Consider the following 19397-nt stretch of genomic DNA (forward strand, 5'->3'; position numbering starts at 1 on the left):
TCATATTAAGATGACAAGGATGTTTTATCGTGGCTAGGAGCCCAAGATGGCAGTAGACAACTCCCTTATGACCCTAGGACAGTATGGTCAACTATTGGATGGATACCGAGAGGCATTAAACCAAAGTATCTTAACGGCTGCTCCAGAGTTGTGGCAGCCAATGCTGGCGAGCATTTTGCCTGCGTATTGGCAAGAATGGCTGCTACCGCTGGCTGGTGGTCCATTTTTCTTGTTATTTTTGGCAGAATGGCTCTATCAGTCCAAGCGCGGCAATAGTAAAAGCTTTAGCTGGCGCCGTGCAATGACCAATTTTAGCTTGGGCGGCTCTTATCTAGGGTTTGAATTGATTGTTCAAGCGCTTATCGTCATACCTATCTGCTTATGGTTATATCAATATCGCTTATTTACTATTGAGGTGACATGGCTTACCGCCATCCCTATATTTGTCGCGGTTGAGTTTAGCTATTATTGGTTCCATCGCGCGTCACATCGTATGAATTGGTTTTGGTCAGCGCATGTCGTGCATCATTCAGATGACCATATGAATCTGTCCACCGCCATGCGTCAAAGCCTGCTGTACTCAGTGACGGGTTGGTGGTTATTCTTTGTCCCACTGATGATGTTGGGCGTGCATCCTGTCTGGGTATTCTTCTTTTACGCGTTAGATTTGATTTATCAATTCTTTATCCATACCGAAACCGTGGGAAAATTTCCAAAATGGGTTGAGTATGTCTTTGATACCCCATCCAATCACCGTGCCCATCATGGTACCAACGACGAATACATTGACCAAAACTATGGCGGCGTACTCATTATTTTTGATCGCTGGTTTGGCACTTATGTAGAAGAAGATACGGTCAACAACCCTGTCAAATATGGTGCCGTTGGTGAAACCAGCCATGACAATATCATCAGCCTGATATTTGGCGTCTTTTACCGTATGTGGCAGCGGTTTTTTCGTGCCAAAGGATTTAAGCAGAAGTTAAAAGTATTGTTCAGACCACCTAGCGCAGTCTAATATAGTCAATCCTCTATAAATTGGATACGGTGTCAGTCTTGCTTAGCCTACTACTTGTCGTACTTTCACTCGGCTGCCTTGTATCCAAGTTATCCAAAGTATATCGAACCGACTATAGCATGATCAAAAATGCGTGGACTACGATTTATGATAGGGACAATACGCATTGATAACCGATACTCAATCAGATTTGTTTTACAATAAATGGCTACTGTATTTTTTGGCCATTAATAAATATAAGACGTTACTATGAATAATGACAATAAAAATAATCACCAGAATGACAAGCCTGCGGGTCTCTTTGCGGACAAGGCTTATGAGCCGACCCCTGATGTCTCAAATCATCCTTCAGACAACACCTCAAAATCCACAGTAGCTCAGTCAATAGCTACTCAGGATAATCAACCTGTATCAACCGATACATCAGCAACGACAGCACCAGCGTCAAGGGTAACAAAGAAAACGATTGCCAGTGGTGAACCGCTTAAATTGGCGGTCGTCGGTCATACCAATACGGGCAAAACCTCTATACTGCGCACATTACTGCGTGACGTATATTTTGGTGAAGTCAAAAACGAAGCTGCGACCACGCGTCACGTTGAGCAAGCACAGCTGACAGACAGTCGAACTGGTGAGGTGCTAGTAGCACTATACGATACGCCTGGTCTGGAAGATGCTTCAGGGCTTATGGACTGGCTAGAGGATAATACTGCCAGTCGCCGTGATGGTATTGAACGTCTGCAACAGTTTTTGGCGGCGGATGTCGCTCAAGGTGCAGACAGCTATGACTTGCCCTATGATTATAGTCAAGAAGCCAAAGTAATTCGTCAGCTGCTGACAAGTGATATGGCCATCTACGTAGTAGATGCTCGTGAGCCTGTATTGGGTAAATATAAAGACGAGCTAGCAATTTTGTCTTGGGCTGCGATTCCTGTGATGCCTGTTTTTAATTTTACTGACAGTCAGAATGCCAATATCGACGACTGGCAAACGATGCTGGCAAGACGCAATCTTCATATCTCAACGCGTTTTGATTCGGTCGCGTTTGAGTTTGAGGATGAGATGCGCCTATGGAAAAACCTAGCCACCATGCTCACCCACTCTGAGATGCTTGAGCAGCTGATGCAACGTCGAACGGAAGACTGGGCGCAGCTCTATGATGAGGCCAATATCATCATCGCTGATTTTTTATTGAATGTTGCTGCTTTTGTACGCGAGATCAATGAAGATGACGACCCACTTCCTGTGTTACAGCAAATGCAAGAAGCGGTCAGACAAAGTGAGCGTGCGATGCAGCACAATCTCCTTAACCTTTATAAGTTTTATGACAATGCCGTTGCTGCAACGCCGCTTGAACTACAAGCCTATCAACAAGATCCTTTCGACCCTGAACTTCTCAAGAGCTACGGTATTCGTACCACTTCTGGTGCAGCAGCTGGTGCGCTTCTAGGATTAGGTATCGATGCAGCAGCCCTAGGTACGACACTGGGATTGGGTGCCGCAATAGGTGGTATCGCAGGCGGGTTGCTATCAAACACCAGCAGTATTGCAGATAGGATTACTGGGGTAAAACGCTTATATATCGATCCTGCAACATTAACATTGCTAGCCACGCGAGCATTAGACTTACTTACGGCCTTACGTCATCGTGGTCATGCTGCTACAGATGCCACTCAGTTATTATATAAGGGCGAAAACAGTAGTCTTGGAACGTCGTTAACTGACGACAGTGACCATGCAGATGAAGACAATAATCCAATTACGGTATGGCCAGCACACAAACTACCAAGTGAGCTCAAAAAAGCGCGTGGTAAACCACAATGGTCGTCGCTTAGCAGCGGCAAGTCTGAACAAGCTCAGTTATTACGCACAGACATGGCATGGTCGCTGTCAGGTAAACTACAGTCGTATAAGCGTGAGTCATAAATTACTAGCTAACTATCTATGCACCCTATGCACTTAACAACGCACTCAATGCATCAGTACCGCGTACATCCGTCTGCTGCAGATAGATTGGATACAGCGGGTACTTGGTAAAGCTTTGTTCGATATCCTGCAGCAGATGCTGCTGACGCTCAGCGCGGCGGCGCCAAAACTCATCCGACTGCGTTATTGATATCAACTGATTGATGACGATTGCTGCTGGCATGAGCTTACTATCTTCCAATTGCTCGATAGCGCGCTTGGTTTCAGCCAATGGCAAGACGTCAGCGGTCATCACCAACACAATCGCTGTTTGTGTACGGTCATGTAGTAGCAACCCTGCTTGTCGGAACAATTGCTTGCGATTTTCTAATACGGAGACAGCTTGCTCCCAGCGATCTGATTTTTTGGCTGCAAACGGATTGGCCACGTCGTTCTTTTGCGTGCTCTGTTTTTGATTGTGACTGTCTAAATGCGTCGCCACCGAACGTAATTTGGCCTGTCGTCGCTGCTGTGCAAGCAACCCATCCGTCCATGCTCCCATCATTTCTGGTAATACCAACAATCGCAAAGTATGACCTGTCGGTGCGGTATCAAAGATGATGTGTTCATACCCAGCATCTGCGGCTTCGACTAAATGGTGACACATGGATTCGAGCATCGCGGCTTCTTGGGCGCCAGGTGCCGACTTAGACAGCCTCAGATGCTCACGAATTTTTGGCATCATATCTGGGTTGGCATAAGCTTTAATTGTACGTTCAACTTGAGCGAAGTGCTCATCGACAATCACGTCAGGATTTAACTCAATCGCATCTAGATAAGGTGATATCACCGTTTTCTCATTATTGAGTCGTACATTCAACACATCGCCCAAACTATGTGCCGGATCGGTTGAGACAATTAAGGTTTTTTGCTGTTGGCTTGCATAGTAGCTGGCTAGAGCTGCTGCAGTGGTGGTCTTCCCTACACCACCTTTGCCGCCGATAAATATAATCGGTTGTGTCTCTAATTGCTCTACCAATCCATGTAAAGGGTGTAATGCCATATCGTTATCTCGTATTTTGTTTCATTATCTAATAAATGTTTAGCTACTTTTTTATATAGTCAATCCACTACTGTTAGCAGCAACCAACGTGGTCAAATGGACATCTATCCATTCCCATACGTGTATGCCACTCATGAAAGTTCTCTAAAAATAATGGCTGTAGCTCTAATGTATAAAAGCTGGCGGGATTATCAATACCCAAGCTCTCAGCAAACATAAGCAACATAAAAAAATCTTCTTCATCACGTGCCGCGCGTGCCATCGTCTGACGATAAGGTGCATGATAAAACTCATTTAATCCACTCTTAAACCGTTGCCACCATGGTTGAGTGTTCTCTAATGGTTGAACGTTTTCTATATTATCTGACGTGTTTTTATTTTCCATAATGTACTCGTATTTTACTTAATTCTTATGACCTATCATGCCTATATGATACAAAAAACGCCAGCAATTGCTGCTAGCGTTTTTTATTAAACAGACACTCAATGTGGGTTAACGTTTAAACCTCACCGCTTTTACCTTTATGTAGTGACCACTCTTTTCGTAGTACAGACAAACTCTCAAACGTCACCAAAATGGTCGCGATTAAGATAATAATATCCATAATAATAAGTAGCCAATTACCATCAGTAAAGAAGGTTTTGAGCTGAATCAATAGTGCAAAGACAGTCATAACCAACAAGAACGACAATGGTGCTAAGGTGTACCAAACTGGCTTGCCCTTACGTAACAAGATAATGGTAACGATCATCAAGGTTAAGGCGGCCATTAACTGGTTGGTCGTACCAAATAGCGGCCAAATAATCATACCACCCGCGCCATCGATACCACCAGCACCGAATGCTAATAACAAACAGCTTCCGACAGCAAGTAACGTTGCAACGACACTCTTATTCAGTACGGGCAAATTATAAAATTCACCAAATTCTTGGAAAATATAACGTTGTAAACGTACGCCAGTATCCATCGTCGTACCAGCAAACAATGCAGCCATTACCGTAAGCATGGTCTGTGATAGCACCATGTCGATACCAACGCCGGCATTCAAGATGGTCGCACCGCCGTCGATGAACGCACCGATAGAGCCATCACCAAACTTTTGATAGACCGCTTGCCAATCACCAAGAGTCGCAAAACCTGCAGTTGCTGCAAGAATTGCCCCAAGTGCTAGCATACCCTCACCCAATGCACCGAAGTAGCCAACGAAACGAACGTCTTCTTCTTTATCAATCTGCTTAGAAGTGGTCCCTGTGGCGACCAAACCATGGAAACCTGATATGGCACCACAAGCAATTGTCACAAACAACAATGGCAGAAGTGACGGTGTATCGGCTGGCAATGCAGTGTTAACGGCTGGCGCGACAATATTAGGCGTGCCAATAAAAATAGCGGCATATAATAAAATCAAACCGACAAATAACTGTAAGCCATTAATATAATCGCGAGGTTGAAGCAGCATCCATACGGGCAACAACGACGCAATCGCTGCATAGGCAAACAAGATCAAGATCCATACCGCGTTATCAGGCAAACCCATCACGGTCTCAGGTAACACAATCGGGAACATAGGGCCAAGATAGATAAGCCCGTACAAGGCAGTTACCCCGATAATGGACACCCAGACCAGATTCATATTGTAGCGATAGATACACTGCCCGATGATGAAGGCAACCACTAAGGCACCCCAAACGGGCAATACCGCAGATGGCGTCTTAATCATCATATTGGCAATAGCTACGCCAAATACAGCATTAACCATCAGTAGTAATAGGAAAATGACAACCATCATCAAGCTGCGGACACGTGTGCCCATGACAGTACCAGCGATAGAGCCAATCGACTGACCTCTATTACGCATACTTGCCCAAATAGCAGACATATCATGTACACCAGCCATAAAGATAGTACCTACTACTACCCAAATAATGGCAGGCACCCAGCCCCAAATAACTGCAATCGCAGGACCGATAATTGGTGCAGCCCCTGCTACTGACGTAAAGTGATGCCCCCACAATACATACTTATTGGTAGGAACATAATCGATCCCATCTTTCATCGTATGTGCGGGTGTAGGACGGCTGTTGTCCAATGCTAAAATTTTGGTGGCGATAAATTTTGAATAAAACACGTAGCCGCAGAGCATAGCGGCAACGGCGAATAGTAGTACGATAGCACTATTCATCTCATCTCTCCCTAGACAAGTAGTCAATAGCCTTATAAGTTCAAGCTTTTTGAATTAAAATATGAAAAATATGCTAAATTAGTGTGCGATGAGTGACTCAGCTCATCTATCGTTTAGGTAAATTCTAGCAATTTGCAAAATTATTACCAATCAACAAAGTCATTTATCTTATAACTAGGGCATGTCACTAATCAGCATTTGGTTTGATGAGCCTGAGACTAAAACTTTGTTTGAATAATAACCGATTTGGTGATAAATGTAACGTAAGTAAGACATAAAAAACAACAAATAAAGGAAGTGCAATGGCACATTATTTTGGATTCGTACCCTCAGATAAACTAAAAGCTTTAATCAGTGAGGCCGAACAAGTCGTTGCTTCAAATGAGAATGTAGAGTACTACCCTTATCGCGATGCTCTTACGCATCAGACAGCGCGTGATCTTACTGATAATTTATTGGTGGGTTTGGTAGAGATTATTCCGAACCCTGAGCGCCAAGCCTCTATGCGTAAAATTGTTGGAACGATTGAACGCGCGACAGATACTTTGCTCAATATCTTACTAGGTAAAGAAAACAACAAAGACGTATTACCAAGTTTTCATTTTCTAAGGGATCATGCAACCTTTATTGATAATGAAGGTGTTAAACGTGTCGGCTTTAAACTGTCAGAAAAAGATGCCAATACCATCACTGAAGGTTTTGCTGCTATCACGCCTGAACATGTAGATAGAGCCAAATTTAAAACAGCACTTGAAACCATGAATGAAGAGACGTTGACCCATTTTATCAGTCGTTATGCCGAGACATTAAAGCTAGGCATGATCAAACGTAAGTCAGTTCCAGTTGCCAAATCGGCAATTGATAAAGGCATGAGTATGGCACTTAATAAGCTATTACCTGACCTACCAAATGACTCATTGAATAGATTGGCCAATTATTACCGTCCATTTATTATAGAAAAGCCAGAATAATCCCAAAATTTGGATTAATTTTGTCCCAAAAGTCATATGACGTTGGGCAAATTCACTAAAATTTGCTAAAATAAGCGGCACTTTTTACCAAAGGCGCACCCGATGACCCAAATCAGTAACCAAGAAATTGAAAAAACCTTACGCAACTCAGAGTGCCTTATTAGCAGTATCGAAGTAGCTGCTGCTTATGAGCGTTTGGCCGCTCAGCTCAATCTACATTATGCTGGTCTAAACCCAATTGTTATGGTCGTGATGAACGGCGGCCTGATCCCAGCTGGTCAACTACTGACACATCTTACGTTCTACCATCGCATGCACTATATTCATGCAACTCGTTATCGTGATAACGAAGGTACTAATGAGCTTGATTGGAAATTCAAGCCTGATGTTAGTATAGAAGGTGAACACGTATTGTTAATCGACGACATCTTTGACGAAGGCATTACCCTAAAAGCAGTTGTTGAAGAATTAAGTAAAGAAAAGCCTTTATCACTTGAGTCTTGTGTCTTGCTTAATAAGCAACATGATCGCAAAGTTGCAGATTTTGACGTAGATTTTGTGGGTATTGATGTTGCAGATCGCTATGTTTACGGTTGCGGTATGGACTTCCATGGTTACTTGCGTCACCTGCCAGGTATCTATGCAATCAAAGAAGACAAAGTTTAATTCTAGACTTAATTGATTAAAATAGTTAAGTCCTAAAAAAGCATCCAATTTGGATGCTTTTTTATTGCGCCGACAACAACTTGAATGAATCGTTAAAACTGTAATGCCAAACCAGTATGCCGCTCAGTTGGTGTTTGAACTGCTTTTTCTAAGGCGTGCTTGGTACTATATATCGTTACCTGCTTCTTAGCACGAGTCACTGCTGTATAGATAAGCTCTTTGCTCAGTAATCGTGCATGACTATTATCAAAAGTAATAGCAACATGATCAAATTCGGATCCTTGTGACTTATGAATAGTCATTGCATACGCGGTGGCTATCACCTCTTCATTTAGCAAATTAACAGCTATCTCTTGTGTCTTATTTTCAAAGAATACCTCTAATTGACTCCTTTTATCTGACGTTTGTAAGCAGAAACCAATATCCCCATTAAATAGCCCAAGCTCATAGTTATTTTGTAGCACCATAACAGGACGTCCATGGAACCATGTATTTTGACCCAATGGCAACTTCAACTCAGCAAGATGCCATTGAGTAAGATAGTTATTAATATAGTGGTCGCCCCACTCACCATTGTGACCAGCAGTTAAGATTCTAAATTGATTAAATACCTCCATTAATGAAGAGGTAGTATTTTTAACTGATTCTGGCACGGATTTTTCTATTGGATTTTCTAGTAAATTTTTAATTTTATTTATGTATGACTGGTAATTATTGGATATTCTTGAAATAGTTTTTTCTTTGCTTAGGCTATTTTTTATCTCATTATTTGATATGGACTCTGCTTGTAACGTATTAACATATTGAAAACTCAAAGCAGTGTCTTGCCTTAGTAATTGCCAAATAGCTTGAAGATTTGTCTCTGCTTTATTAATTTGAGTGGCCAGTTTACCGATACCTGAGTCGGCGCTAAATCGGCGGCTCTCTGTTAGCTCTGCATGTATGGGTTGCAATAGTGGAATACGGCATAGATCAGCCAATACTGCTCCTGCATCGACGGCTGCCAACTGATTAGCATCGCCTAATAATATCAGCCTAGCACCTGGTTTTACCGCGCTCACAAGATAGTTAGCCAGCTCAACTCCGAGCATAGATGCTTCATCGACGATGATAATATCTTCGCCCAGTGGGTTGTTGGCATCGTAGCGCGGTCTACCCGTTCGACCGATACCTAGTAGACGATGGATAGTTTTCGCCTCTTGCAACTGCAGCTCTACATTTGCGTCATCTAAAGCCGCCTGTAGAGACTCTTGCATACGTTGGGCCGCCTTACCCGTTGGCGCTGCTAATGCTAGACTAGCACTGTCTGTGCTAAACCTAATATGTTCAGACTCATCTCCCCTACTCTCTGTCGCCTGTTGTAACGCGATAACTAACTGGGCAACTGTATAGGTTTTACCTGTCCCTGGGCCACCAGTAATGATACTAAATGCATTATTGTTCGCCACATTGATAGCGGCTATCTGTTGGTCATTTAAGTTCTCAGGCATACTAATGTCTAAAGGCACTATCTGCTGATTCAAAATATGATTGATATGCTGTGCTAAGTTAAATTCTGCTTGCCATGTGCGGTGTAGCCAAAATGTGATTTTCGAATTTTGGGTCTCTTTATTCTTAGCTATGCTATAAATAATTGGTCGATTATCTTTGCTTAGGCTATTTTGATTGTTGTTACAATTAGTGTTCGCTTTAACATTAGCAAATAAAGCATGTTCATGGATTGAATGAACGAAAGTATTTAAGTCGCTATTTTTCAAGCGATGATATAACGTAGTTATCGCATCAAAACGTTTGAGCAACGTCTCTTTTTCATGATTACTAAGTGCTAGCTGCGCCCACAGGTAATCTCGCTGACCAAACAAAGTATCTAGTAATACAAATAGCGATGTCTCCGTTGTAGTATCATCGTTTGATTGCGTGTCTATTTGCGTTTTTATCTGAGTATCAATCAGCGCAAAAATTGGTGTTGCCAGTATCTGTAATAACTGCTGCTGCCATGCATATAGTTCAACCAACTCACCATTAATTTGCCCTTGTAGCGGCGTTTCATGATCGGCTATATCAATCGTTAATACGGTGTGACCCTCTTCCAAATGAGCCGCTAAAATAACGAATAGAGCCGTAAATAAATCGCTATCTTTTGACTTACCGATTCTTCTATTTTCATCGTTTGTCTTTGCATCTGTTGCGTCATATGCTACATGTGTTTGCTGACGGCGCAGCAAAATATAATCACTGAGATTACTGGCCCAGCTCTCTTGTAAACTAATGGCTGACTTGCTCTTGTTGTTATTATGACTCATCGTATATTTATCTCTTATCAATCTGATTAACTGCTATAACAATTTTTATCTACCTAGTTGCTATACAAGGTTTATTAGTCCGGCAGGCCAAACAAGGCATCTAGACCTTTAATGAATGCAATGGGAATATCCCAAGTAACCAGCCCATAACAACTTTTATCACTCAAGTTATCGTGATTAGACTGAGCCCTATCTTGTGATGTAGGCATAGTAGCTGCCTGAGCATTCGGGTCATACACACCGCGTAAAAACACGTACTCTACAGCGCCTAAATATTTATCTTCGTTACCTGTATAATCACTGATCCTCATAGCAAGGAACCGATGCAATGCTACTTGATAGATTGCTGCTTGTAGCCAGTACCCTGCCTTGGACATTGCTTTCTTGAGCGTATCTTCATTGTAATCGCTTAGGCTATTTCCTAGAAAGTTACTCTTATAATCGACCACATAATACTTGCCAGAATGCTCATACACCAAGTCAATCTCACCACGTAGATAACGATAAAGATGCGCTTTATTTTGTGGCACTAGAGTAACGTGTTTATCTGTCTCGTCAGGTAAATACCGTTGAAAAAGCTTACTAATATCCTGTGCTTTAAAATTCTCTGACAGCCCCATGTTGAACTCTAACTCGGCAAATCGCTTACCTTTATTAAGAGCAATCAAGGGTTGATTGGAAGCCAGTAGTGGCGTATGCAACACTTCTTCAATCCAATTAATTAATGCCTCATGCTTGGTTGTATCTATTGACTCAAGATCAAACCCATCGCTATCTCTTTGTTTTTTGCCTTGGGATCTGCGGCTCTGCTGTTCCGCACTGCTATATATCAGCGGCAACTGATAGCTACTAATCGCTCTATCAATAACCTGCGGCCACTGGGCTTTATTGTTAAAGTCTATTTGTTCAAATATCTCATGCAAAAACGTACCGGCATTGGCACCTTTTACAAAGGTAAAGCGGATATCATCTTCTACCTTGAGGCTTAGTTCACCGTCTTGTTCGAGAGACTCGTCGTTATTCAGTGAAGAGAGGTCTGAAACTGAAGACTCCGTCATATCAATGTCTATCGCATCATCAATACGCTCATCCACTATCGCCATTGCTTGTGTAGATTCATCGAGCTGACGTGCCAGAGCGGTAAAGCTGGTCTTGGCCCAGCCATAAAAATAATTGGTTTTCATCACCTCAGAAAATGGCGCGTATTCAATAACCTCTGTCGTAGGCTTATGAGCATTTGATTTGGTAGTATCCAGTTGAGCACTGTCATTTACGCCTGCTGAGTTAGCACCATTGTTTGCGTAATTATTGTCATAGAACTCATTAACCTTATTACCTCTGAGCATGCCTATGGTACCTTTGAGCCTATCAGGTAATTCAAACTTTGCTTCTGGCGATTCAAACCAATAGAACACTGGCTTTAGCTCAAACCCTGTCTTATTACTCGGATCTCGTAGCACAACATAAAGTTGCTCACTGGCCCGAGTAAATGCCACATAGCCAAGCCGTCTTATCTCATCAAAACCTTCCTGTGTTTCGATATCGGTGTAGTAATCCTCATCCGTAGCAGAGCCTTGCAATGGTGAGAAGCGGCGCTGATTACCCGATTGATTATCTGTCGACTGCTGTACTTCTATCGACTGCCGCACTAGCGCTGAAGGCGCTTGTTGCACGTTATATAGGTACAGTCCATAGTCCTCCTTATTGCCAGACTTCCTACTGGCATCACCCATTCCCAATACATAGACAATAGGGAATTCAAGCCCTTTTGACTTATGAATGGTCATCAGTTGCACGCCAGATTCTGTCGGTAGCGGATATTGCTTAGCCCAATCACTGTTGGGTGCTGTATCTATCTGCTGTCTGAACCACGCCAACAACTCATACTCACCCATTCCTAAACCATACTGCGCCAAGATATCCATCACATGACGCAAGTCCATGATATGGCGATCGCCTTCTGGATGAGCAGCTAAGGCCTGCCAAACGCCTTGCGGCTGCACAGGGCTTTTATCTAATAAATAATGTAGCGCCGATAAGATGCCAAAGTGCTGCCAACGCTGTGCCCCTTCTTTTAGATAGGTAATAAAGTCTTGATAGCTCTTTTTAATATCAGTAGCTTCATTGGCTGGGTGGTCTTTCGAATTAGACTTATTTGAATGGGCGCTTGGTGTACTGCTACCCTCGGTAATGCCTGACTCATGATCCGTCATCATGGCTTTGATGTTTTTGATACTCAGTCCATATAGGTGACTGGTCAACACCCGATTAATCATGTCATGACGATACGGGTATAACATGGCACTTAGCAATGCCGCCACATCTTCTGCCATAATAGTCTCAAAGATACTGACATCACTAGTAGTCAAAGTCGGCACATTAAGTTTCACTAGCTCATCTTCGACCCTTTTCAGATCTTTTTTGGCACGTGCCAGCACTCCAATATCACTGGGCTGAATCGGCTTACCTTTAAGTGTCTGACCACTATTAAGCAAAGTGGCTATATGGCGAGCTGTGATTTCATGTTCATCATAATCAAACTCTTTGTCCTTGTCATAAGGCAGGTGCAATAAGCTCACTGGCTGAGCAGAAAGCACCTCTGTCACCAGTACATCATCCAGCCTATCGGACGCATTAAACCAAGACAGCTCATATTCCGGTTTTGCTGCTTTGATATGTTGGTAATGAATCCCAGCACCCAACTGCGACAGCTTATTCTCAGCAGTTGTTGCACTCGCCATACCAAACCAACAGTTCAATGCGTTAATCACACCGGCATTAGAACGGCGATTGATATCAAGCGTCCAAAGGGCGCTTTTATCAAACTGGGCTTTCATGTAGTTGTAGTTGGCTACATCGCCACCACGAAACCCATAAATAGCCTGCTTGGGATCACCAACCAATAGCAGAAACTCATTATTGGCTTTCTTAGTGGTTGATTGCTTGTCACTGTCCGACTGTTTACGCTTATTCTTTGGCAAATAAATGCTTTCAATCATAATGGCTTGCTCGCCATTGATATCTTGCGACTCGTCAATCAATGCCACTGGATAATGATGACGAATATAACGCGCCAGCTTATCTCCTTGACGACCAGTTAATGCTTGGTTTAAGCGTACCATCTGCAAACTAAAGGTCGTTTCGCCGCGCTCTTCCAAAATGACTGGTAGCCTATTGCGCACAGCCAGCACAATATGACGGTTAAGATTGGCCAATACCAACAAAATATGCTGATTCAAACTATCAAGCATGTCTAAGAGAGCCATTAACTTACTAATGGTTTCTAATTCAAAAAGCGTCTGATGCTCTTTTTCTTTATTCTTGTTAAAGTTCTTAATTTTACCATCTTCATCGGGATATCTAGAATCCTGCAATGATGTCAAAATCTTGTTTTCGCTCTCATTTAAATAGCTATTAAAGGTCAGCTGATACTGCGATATCTTTTGATGCACCTCGATAATGGCATCAAACTGTTTGGTTAAATTAGAACCACCACGGAATCCTTGAGACTTTCTATAATCAGGGTTTAAATAAGGCTGGATATCAGCTAAATCTAACTGAGAAAACTCATTGATTAGCTTCTCGTATGCATCAAAATCAAAGCCTTTCTCAATCCTTATCTCATCAATCGGCGCAGAGATAAAATTAAGCGAGCGAGTCACATACTTCTTATGATCACCTACTGCAGACAACTTACCTTGCTGATCCATTAGCGCATAAAGTTTAGGCTGCTCATAGTATAAGCGGCTCTGAAACTGACGCAGCTCATCATGAACAATGCTATCGGTAACTTGTTCAATACTGCTGTCTTCAATAATCCCCATACCCTGCTGGTGACCAGTTTCGCTACTGTACTCAGTCAACCATTTTTGCGCCAAGCTATCGAGCGTGCCTACAAACAGCTTATCCAATGTGGTGAGTACCAGTGCCGTACGTCTAATAGCTTCCGCCATGGGGTAACTGTACACGTGATCTAGCAAATAGCCGGCGAGATGCAAGTTAATAGGATCTTGCATGATGCCATCTAAGCGCACATATTTGGCCTGATTCACCAACCAATCTTCGCGGTCTTTTTTTGCTTGTTTACGTTTCTCTGCCGCCGCTTGCTTATCAGCAGCAAGGTCTTGATTTAACTCGTCAATATCTGTTTCAACGTTTGCGTCTAGGTCTGAATTACTGCCTGCTTTTGCGTCTTTATTACCCTCGGGCATAACTTGCAGTATGTTGGGATAGAGACTCTCTTTATTGCTAGTATTAGCACTTAGGCTATTAACCCATTGTAACAACTGATAGAAATCTACCAAACGATCGTGGATACGCTGACGCATTTCGGCAGCGGCAGCTCGAGTAAAAGTCGTGGCGATGATTTGCTCTGGCGCACGTCGCGCTTCGATCAGTAGGCGTAGTACGATACCAGTCAACGTCCAAGTTTTGCCCGTGCCCGCTGAGGCTTCAATCAGGTGTTTACCAGTTAAATCAACATCAACTGCCGGTATGACATCATTTTTACGTTCAGGCACAGCAGATAAAGGCAGCTCATCTGAATATTCATCAAATAAATTCGGTTGTGTAGACAAGTCAATGGTACTGGTTGGGTCAGTAAAGTCTGTCATATGGGCGCATACTTTTAATTATTATTTATTAGAGCAAGAGATCAAAAAGAACGATTCTAGATAATGGGCTAACCATCTAAGTTAGTTAACGCATTAAACATCGGCGCGTATAATGGCTGGGCTAATGTAGTCAACGCTGATGATAACGCCTTAAACGCATCTTGGTCACGTAGCACGTACTGCCAAATAGCATGCTGCGAGCAAGTATCGTATACCGTGTCTGAGTTGTAGTTGGGTCTTAACCAGTCTGAGAAGTCGGCTCGTTTTGGCCAGTAGCGGTTGCTGTCACCTTCTTCAGCGGTTAGATACTTATCAAGGTAATTCAGTGCATATTCTGGTAATAACGTAATGGGCACTTGACCCGTTAATTTGCCAAAAACAGCCCATTTTATCAGCTCAATCACAGCATCTTCATACACGATCGGGCTTAATTTAAATGCGATCACTTTGTCATACTTTTTGACTTGTGAGCTAGGCTTATTAAAACGCCAAATACTCACGCCATCATTTGAGGCTACTTGCTCGGCAGTGGTACGTCTGGCCACTTGCCAATACAAATGTGACAACCAAAACTTGAGTAAATGCCTAGGACTGGCAGAATTGGGCAATATGTTTAACCACTGCTTGGGTGATTGCTGAGCATAAGGCATGCCCGCCTGAATAATTGATATGGGTGCTAATATTGGTACTGAACCTTTGATCTTAATGATTTTTGGCAGCAGCTTAAGCAGTGTTTCTATACCCTCTATATTCGTCTGATTGCCTGACTCGTTATCAGTATTGTTCAGTATATTTTTTAGCTCTATCTGAACCGGATGCTCGGCAGTTGGCGTCAGTAGCTTTAATACTGTAGCGACATCTGCTCCACTCTCGTTGAGAATACTGCTCTCATCAAAGCCATTAGCCATTAATTGCTCTTTAAATTCCAAGCATTGCTGTTGTAGTTTTTTTTGTTGATTGGGTAATGTAGTTTGGCGAGCGACACCAGCGGGCATAATTTTTTGATACATCAGGATTGGAGTGATGGTTTCAGCCGCTGCATTACTATCATCCTTCTTAGTCTCATCGGCGACCAATTTCTTAATCAAATGATCTTTGATTTGATAGGTAGTTAAACTGTCTAAGAATAGCGGCTCTTGCTGCGACAATGCTTCTTCACCTTGTACTACATGCACCTTTTGAGACCGTAAGAATGCTTTGGCAGGATGGCGCACTTGGTAAGCCAATGCCCCTTCAATATCTATCTCTCCGATGTTAAATATGCTATCAGATAGCACCTCTGTCATGCCATTGACATCGCTAGCATCAACAGATGTATCTAGTGCTAGCATATTAGCCAATGCAGACAAGGTTTGATTGTCTACTTGACCTAGCTGACCTAAGCCTTGACCCAACACCTGAGCGATTGACTCATACTGCGCCTTTGTAGGTAAGCCCACCAGTTGCATAGGCTCACTAGATACTCGCCCTTTCAATGTGTCAAACACCGCTTGCCAAAGCGGCGCAGGCGGAAATTGCTTTTTCTGAGCCAGTTTGGTTTTGCGCATGGCTCTATTTAATAAAGTATCCAGCTCATCAATCATATCGACAGGGCTAGAATCCTGAACATTGGCATTAGCATTGTCATCAATATCAGGAGATGCTTGCTCAAAAACATCAGTGCCTTCGATTTCTGTCTCAAACAGACTCTCATGAAAAGGCAGTGCAGGATGCTCGGTCACCAACCACTGCTTAATCAATTTAGGCAAATAGCGCTTGAGACTCTCGGTAGTGGGATCAATATTCTCAGGCAATGTCTCAAGCGAGTTCACCTGCCATTGCACCTCGCCTTGTAGGAATTGCAATAGCTCGCTCACTGGGTTGGCTGGCAGATGCTCATGGGTGTCCGTCAAGCTTTGGCCGTTGTAGAACATCCAGCATGCACTGCGCGCACATAGTAGCGCATCTAAAAATGCACCGTTGTCATCATCTTCACTAACTCTGTCACCGCGGCGTGCATTGGTCGCTTTCATCAAATCATAGCGGTTATCTCGGTCACGCCCAGGAAACTCAGAGAGATCCATATTGAGCATCACCACCAACTCAAACGGCACGTTTCTTAGTGCACCGAATCGACCAAAGGTAATCACCCCCGTCGGCTCCGCACTGACTTGCTGACTTTCAAGCTCGTTTTCAATACTGTCTAGCATAAAGCTCAGCTTGAGCGGCAATTGCTCCACACCTGCCAGCCTTTGCTCCACTTCTCTGTTGTCGACATCACCACTAGCGTACTGTCTATAGTGACGATTGGCTCGTAGACTCGACTTAAAGCCATTCATCGCGTTGTAGATGGCGCGCATGGTACGCGTTTGATCCACATCACCAAAATAGCGATGGATAACTTGTGTCTCAATCTGATCGAGCCAATCTTCCGCTTTCATTTTTTGTGTATGATCATCACGTCGTGCAACCAAACCAGTATAAATACGACAAAGTGCTTCAACAATCAACGCATCATTTAGGCTCACTTGTGGCAATGGCAAGGTCATTTCTGGTAACGCAGTGCTTGGCCATTCATCTTCATTTAGAGCATATAAGCAGTCGCTCAACTCAGCCTCTGGCATGACCAGACCTAAAGTTAATCTGTCTAGTGCTTGTGCAAAGCTAAAGCGATAGTCGTAATCATTACTGTCCAACGTTTGCTTAAGATGCAGCTCGTCAAAACCGCGAATAAAGCCCGCCTCTACCAATAAGTCACAACCACGGCTCATCTGCTCATGAGTCAGTCCAAAGCTTTCAAACAAGGGCGGTAACATGAGCCAGTCTAAGACTTCAGCCGCTTCAAAACGAGCGCTATGGCTACCCAATAGTTTATAAAACCCGATAATGGCTTCCCATAACTGGCGAATGTCGGCATCAACAACACCAGTTACCTTAGCAGGCAATGTCAAACCATCCTGACCCTTACCGTTGACGAAGATAGAGCCAATCAGCGCATGATGACGTTCAACATCGGGTAGCAGTACAACAATGTCGGAGATATGGCGTTTCTTTTCACCTAGTTTGATAGGTTCATTTAGCCAACGACCAATCATAATACGCAATACTTCAAGTTGACGCTGCAAACTATGACACGAATGAATGCTTAGGCTATTATCTTGAGAAGAGATTGCCCAAAAACGGTCTTTTTCAAAGCGCTTATTCTCTAACGCCTCATCTTCATACCAGGCCATTGCTGGCTTATCTCCATCAAAGCTTGGCTCTAGTTGCTGACTTACTGCTTGCGAGACTGTAGCAGCCGTTGCTTGCTGGGTCGATTGCTCATCAAGCATCAGCACATCGTTCTGCAAACGCTTTAACAAACTTGGACTATTCTGAGCGCTACTAGCATCGTCGATATACTCAGCAGCAACCCCATGATTAGAAGCAATGCTCAGCGTATCATTAAAATTATCTTGCCATTCAACCAGTGCATCGTCGTACTGCTCATTACCCGATAAGTTGGCAAGCATGGCAAAAGCATCGCGCGACTGCTTGCCTAAACGCGATAGCAAGCTATGACCATAATCACGCAAAAAGACACTCTCAGGGTTGATAATCTGCTGACGCTGTAACCAAGACTTATCGACGATATCTGCCCAAAACAGCTTTGATGGATTGTAATGCAATAGTGTGATATTCATGTATTGCGACAAGCGCTGTAGAAAGTCCAACTCGGTCTGTGGCAGTTGCTGGATGGTAAATATACGCAATACTTTGGGTAACTGATCACGCTCATTCGCCTTGTTGCCTTTTAAAGCTGACCAAAACGCACGCTCTAGTGCTACACGGTGTAGATGGACATCGGCAAACAAATGCGACCACAAGAATCGTTGGGCAATTTCTAACTCAACATAATGGTCGACCAACCACTCAGGCGTGCCGCGCGCATACTTATCAAAGCGCAGGGATAAAGCGTCTTTATCTGCTATCAACTCACTTACGCTCAACGGCTTGTTTTGCGACCATAATGCCAACCAATCCTCACGGTGAGTCAAATAGCGGTTAAACACCCTAGCCAAATCGCTTGCCAGTTGCCAAATACGAGCATCTTGTTGCGCCTTATCCTGTCGCACATTGTCTTTTAGCACATTGCCTTGCTGTAAATTGTCCTGTTGTAAGCTATCTTGTTGAGCAATTGCCTGTGGGTCATCAATCAAAGACGCTAACAACGGATGAACTGGATGCTTTTCATCTGCAACGATCGACTCTTGATAATAAGTCAAATATCCAAACAATCGCCACTGCATTACTGTCGGTGATAACACCGCCACTTCGGGTACATTTAGAGTTGTCGCTTCAGGGCTTTGCGCCAGTAAGTATGCATTATGGCGAGTCAATACATCTTGCATCAGCGTCCATTGATACTGACCCCAAAATTTAGTACGCACCAAGGTACTAATACCAGCACGGCTAGCAATAGTTTTATCCAACCAATCGCCCAATACCATTGATGGCACAATGACAATAAAGGGTTCAAAAATAGGCTGATCCTTGGACTGGTATTGTACAAGCAATTGATCAACGAGGTTTTCGGTACGGTGCGACTGAATAATAGTGAACATAGACAATAATCTGATTGCAATAAAGGTGAGATATTAGGATTAATAAAAAAGGCTTCACTTACGATGAGATGTCTGTATCCAATGTCAAAAAC

Annotated in this window: 10 protein-coding genes; 4 read left to right on the plus strand and 6 right to left on the minus strand. The window is 43.3% G+C overall.

The window, feature by feature from the left end; genetic code table 11:
- The first annotated feature begins 46 nt into the window (after positions 1-46).
- On the plus strand, positions 47-1018 hold the full coding sequence (locus tag ACTXGF_RS20505; RefSeq protein WP_443535333.1) for a sterol desaturase family protein: 972 nt from the start codon (positions 47-49) through the stop codon (positions 1016-1018).
- Positions 1019-1267: 249 nt separating this feature from the next.
- Positions 1268-2944, plus strand: a complete 1677-nt coding sequence (locus ACTXGF_RS20510) for a GTPase/DUF3482 domain-containing protein (RefSeq protein WP_443535334.1) — start codon at positions 1268-1270, stop codon at positions 2942-2944.
- A 25-nt stretch (positions 2945-2969) separates the two neighbouring features.
- On the opposite strand, the gene ACTXGF_RS20515 is transcribed toward ACTXGF_RS20510, so the two are convergent.
- From ACTXGF_RS20515 to ACTXGF_RS20525, 3 genes are all read right to left on the minus strand, one after another.
- A complete protein-coding gene (locus ACTXGF_RS20515) occupies positions 2970-3986 on the minus strand; it encodes an ArsA family ATPase (RefSeq protein ID WP_443535336.1) in 1017 nt (338 codons plus the stop codon).
- Positions 3987-4059: 73 nt separating this feature from the next.
- Positions 4060-4371, minus strand: coding sequence for a cory-CC-star protein (locus tag ACTXGF_RS20520; RefSeq protein ID WP_160021768.1), 312 nt, complete (start codon positions 4369-4371; stop codon positions 4060-4062).
- Between the two features lie 115 nt (positions 4372-4486).
- Positions 4487-6169 carry a carbon starvation CstA family protein gene (locus tag ACTXGF_RS20525; protein ID WP_057760164.1) on the minus strand — a complete coding sequence of 561 codons (1683 nt, stop codon included), beginning with the start codon at positions 6167-6169 and terminating at the stop codon, positions 4487-4489.
- Positions 6170-6471: 302 nt separating this feature from the next.
- Here ACTXGF_RS20525 and ACTXGF_RS20530 point away from each other — a divergent pair, with 302 nt between their 5' ends.
- Together ACTXGF_RS20530 and ACTXGF_RS20535 are read left to right on the plus strand one after the other, a co-directional pair.
- On the plus strand, positions 6472-7140 hold the full coding sequence (locus tag ACTXGF_RS20530) for a hypothetical protein (RefSeq protein ID WP_201579714.1): 669 nt from the start codon (positions 6472-6474) through the stop codon (positions 7138-7140).
- A 102-nt stretch (positions 7141-7242) separates the two neighbouring features.
- Positions 7243-7806, plus strand: a complete 564-nt coding sequence (locus tag ACTXGF_RS20535; protein ID WP_057760160.1) for a hypoxanthine-guanine phosphoribosyltransferase — start codon at positions 7243-7245, stop codon at positions 7804-7806.
- Between the two features lie 92 nt (positions 7807-7898).
- Here ACTXGF_RS20535 and recD read toward each other — a convergent pair whose 3' ends face one another.
- The 3 genes from recD to ACTXGF_RS20550 form a co-directional block, all read right to left on the minus strand.
- Positions 7899-10109 carry an exodeoxyribonuclease V subunit alpha gene (gene recD / locus ACTXGF_RS20540; RefSeq protein ID WP_443535338.1) on the minus strand — a complete coding sequence of 737 codons (2211 nt, stop codon included), beginning with the start codon at positions 10107-10109 and terminating at the stop codon, positions 7899-7901.
- 74 nt (positions 10110-10183) lie between these two features.
- Positions 10184-14722 (minus strand): UvrD-helicase domain-containing protein, encoded by a 4539-nt coding sequence (locus ACTXGF_RS20545; RefSeq protein ID WP_443535340.1) that lies wholly within the window; start codon positions 14720-14722, stop codon positions 10184-10186.
- Between the two features lie 68 nt (positions 14723-14790).
- A complete protein-coding gene (locus ACTXGF_RS20550) occupies positions 14791-19305 on the minus strand; it encodes an exodeoxyribonuclease V subunit gamma (protein ID WP_443535342.1) in 4515 nt (1504 codons plus the stop codon).
- Between the last annotated feature and the right edge of the window lie 92 nt (positions 19306-19397).

Source organism: Psychrobacter sp. 1Y6, assembly GCF_052258385.2.
Lineage (GTDB): Bacteria > Pseudomonadota > Gammaproteobacteria > Pseudomonadales > Moraxellaceae > Psychrobacter.

Excerpts from the sequence above, each read along its gene's own strand:
- ACTXGF_RS20530 (WP_201579714.1), top strand. The coding sequence starts at position 6,472 with ATGGCACATTATTTTGGATTCGTACCCTCAGATAAACTAAAAGCTTTA.
- ACTXGF_RS20525 (WP_057760164.1), bottom strand. The coding sequence starts at position 6,169 with ATGAATAGTGCTATCGTACTACTATTCGCCGTTGCCGCTATGCTCTGC.
- recD (WP_443535338.1), bottom strand. The coding sequence starts at position 10,109 with ATGAGTCATAATAACAACAAGAGCAAGTCAGCCATTAGTTTACAAGAG.
- ACTXGF_RS20545 (WP_443535340.1), bottom strand. The coding sequence starts at position 14,722 with ATGACAGACTTTACTGACCCAACCAGTACCATTGACTTGTCTACACAA.
- ACTXGF_RS20505 (WP_443535333.1), top strand. The coding sequence starts at position 47 with ATGGCAGTAGACAACTCCCTTATGACCCTAGGACAGTATGGTCAACTA.
- ACTXGF_RS20515 (WP_443535336.1), bottom strand. The coding sequence starts at position 3,986 with ATGGCATTACACCCTTTACATGGATTGGTAGAGCAATTAGAGACACAA.
- ACTXGF_RS20550 (WP_443535342.1), bottom strand. The coding sequence starts at position 19,305 with ATGTTCACTATTATTCAGTCGCACCGTACCGAAAACCTCGTTGATCAA.
- ACTXGF_RS20520 (WP_160021768.1), bottom strand. The coding sequence starts at position 4,371 with ATGGAAAATAAAAACACGTCAGATAATATAGAAAACGTTCAACCATTA.
- ACTXGF_RS20510 (WP_443535334.1), top strand. The coding sequence starts at position 1,268 with ATGAATAATGACAATAAAAATAATCACCAGAATGACAAGCCTGCGGGT.
- ACTXGF_RS20535 (WP_057760160.1), top strand. The coding sequence starts at position 7,243 with ATGACCCAAATCAGTAACCAAGAAATTGAAAAAACCTTACGCAACTCA.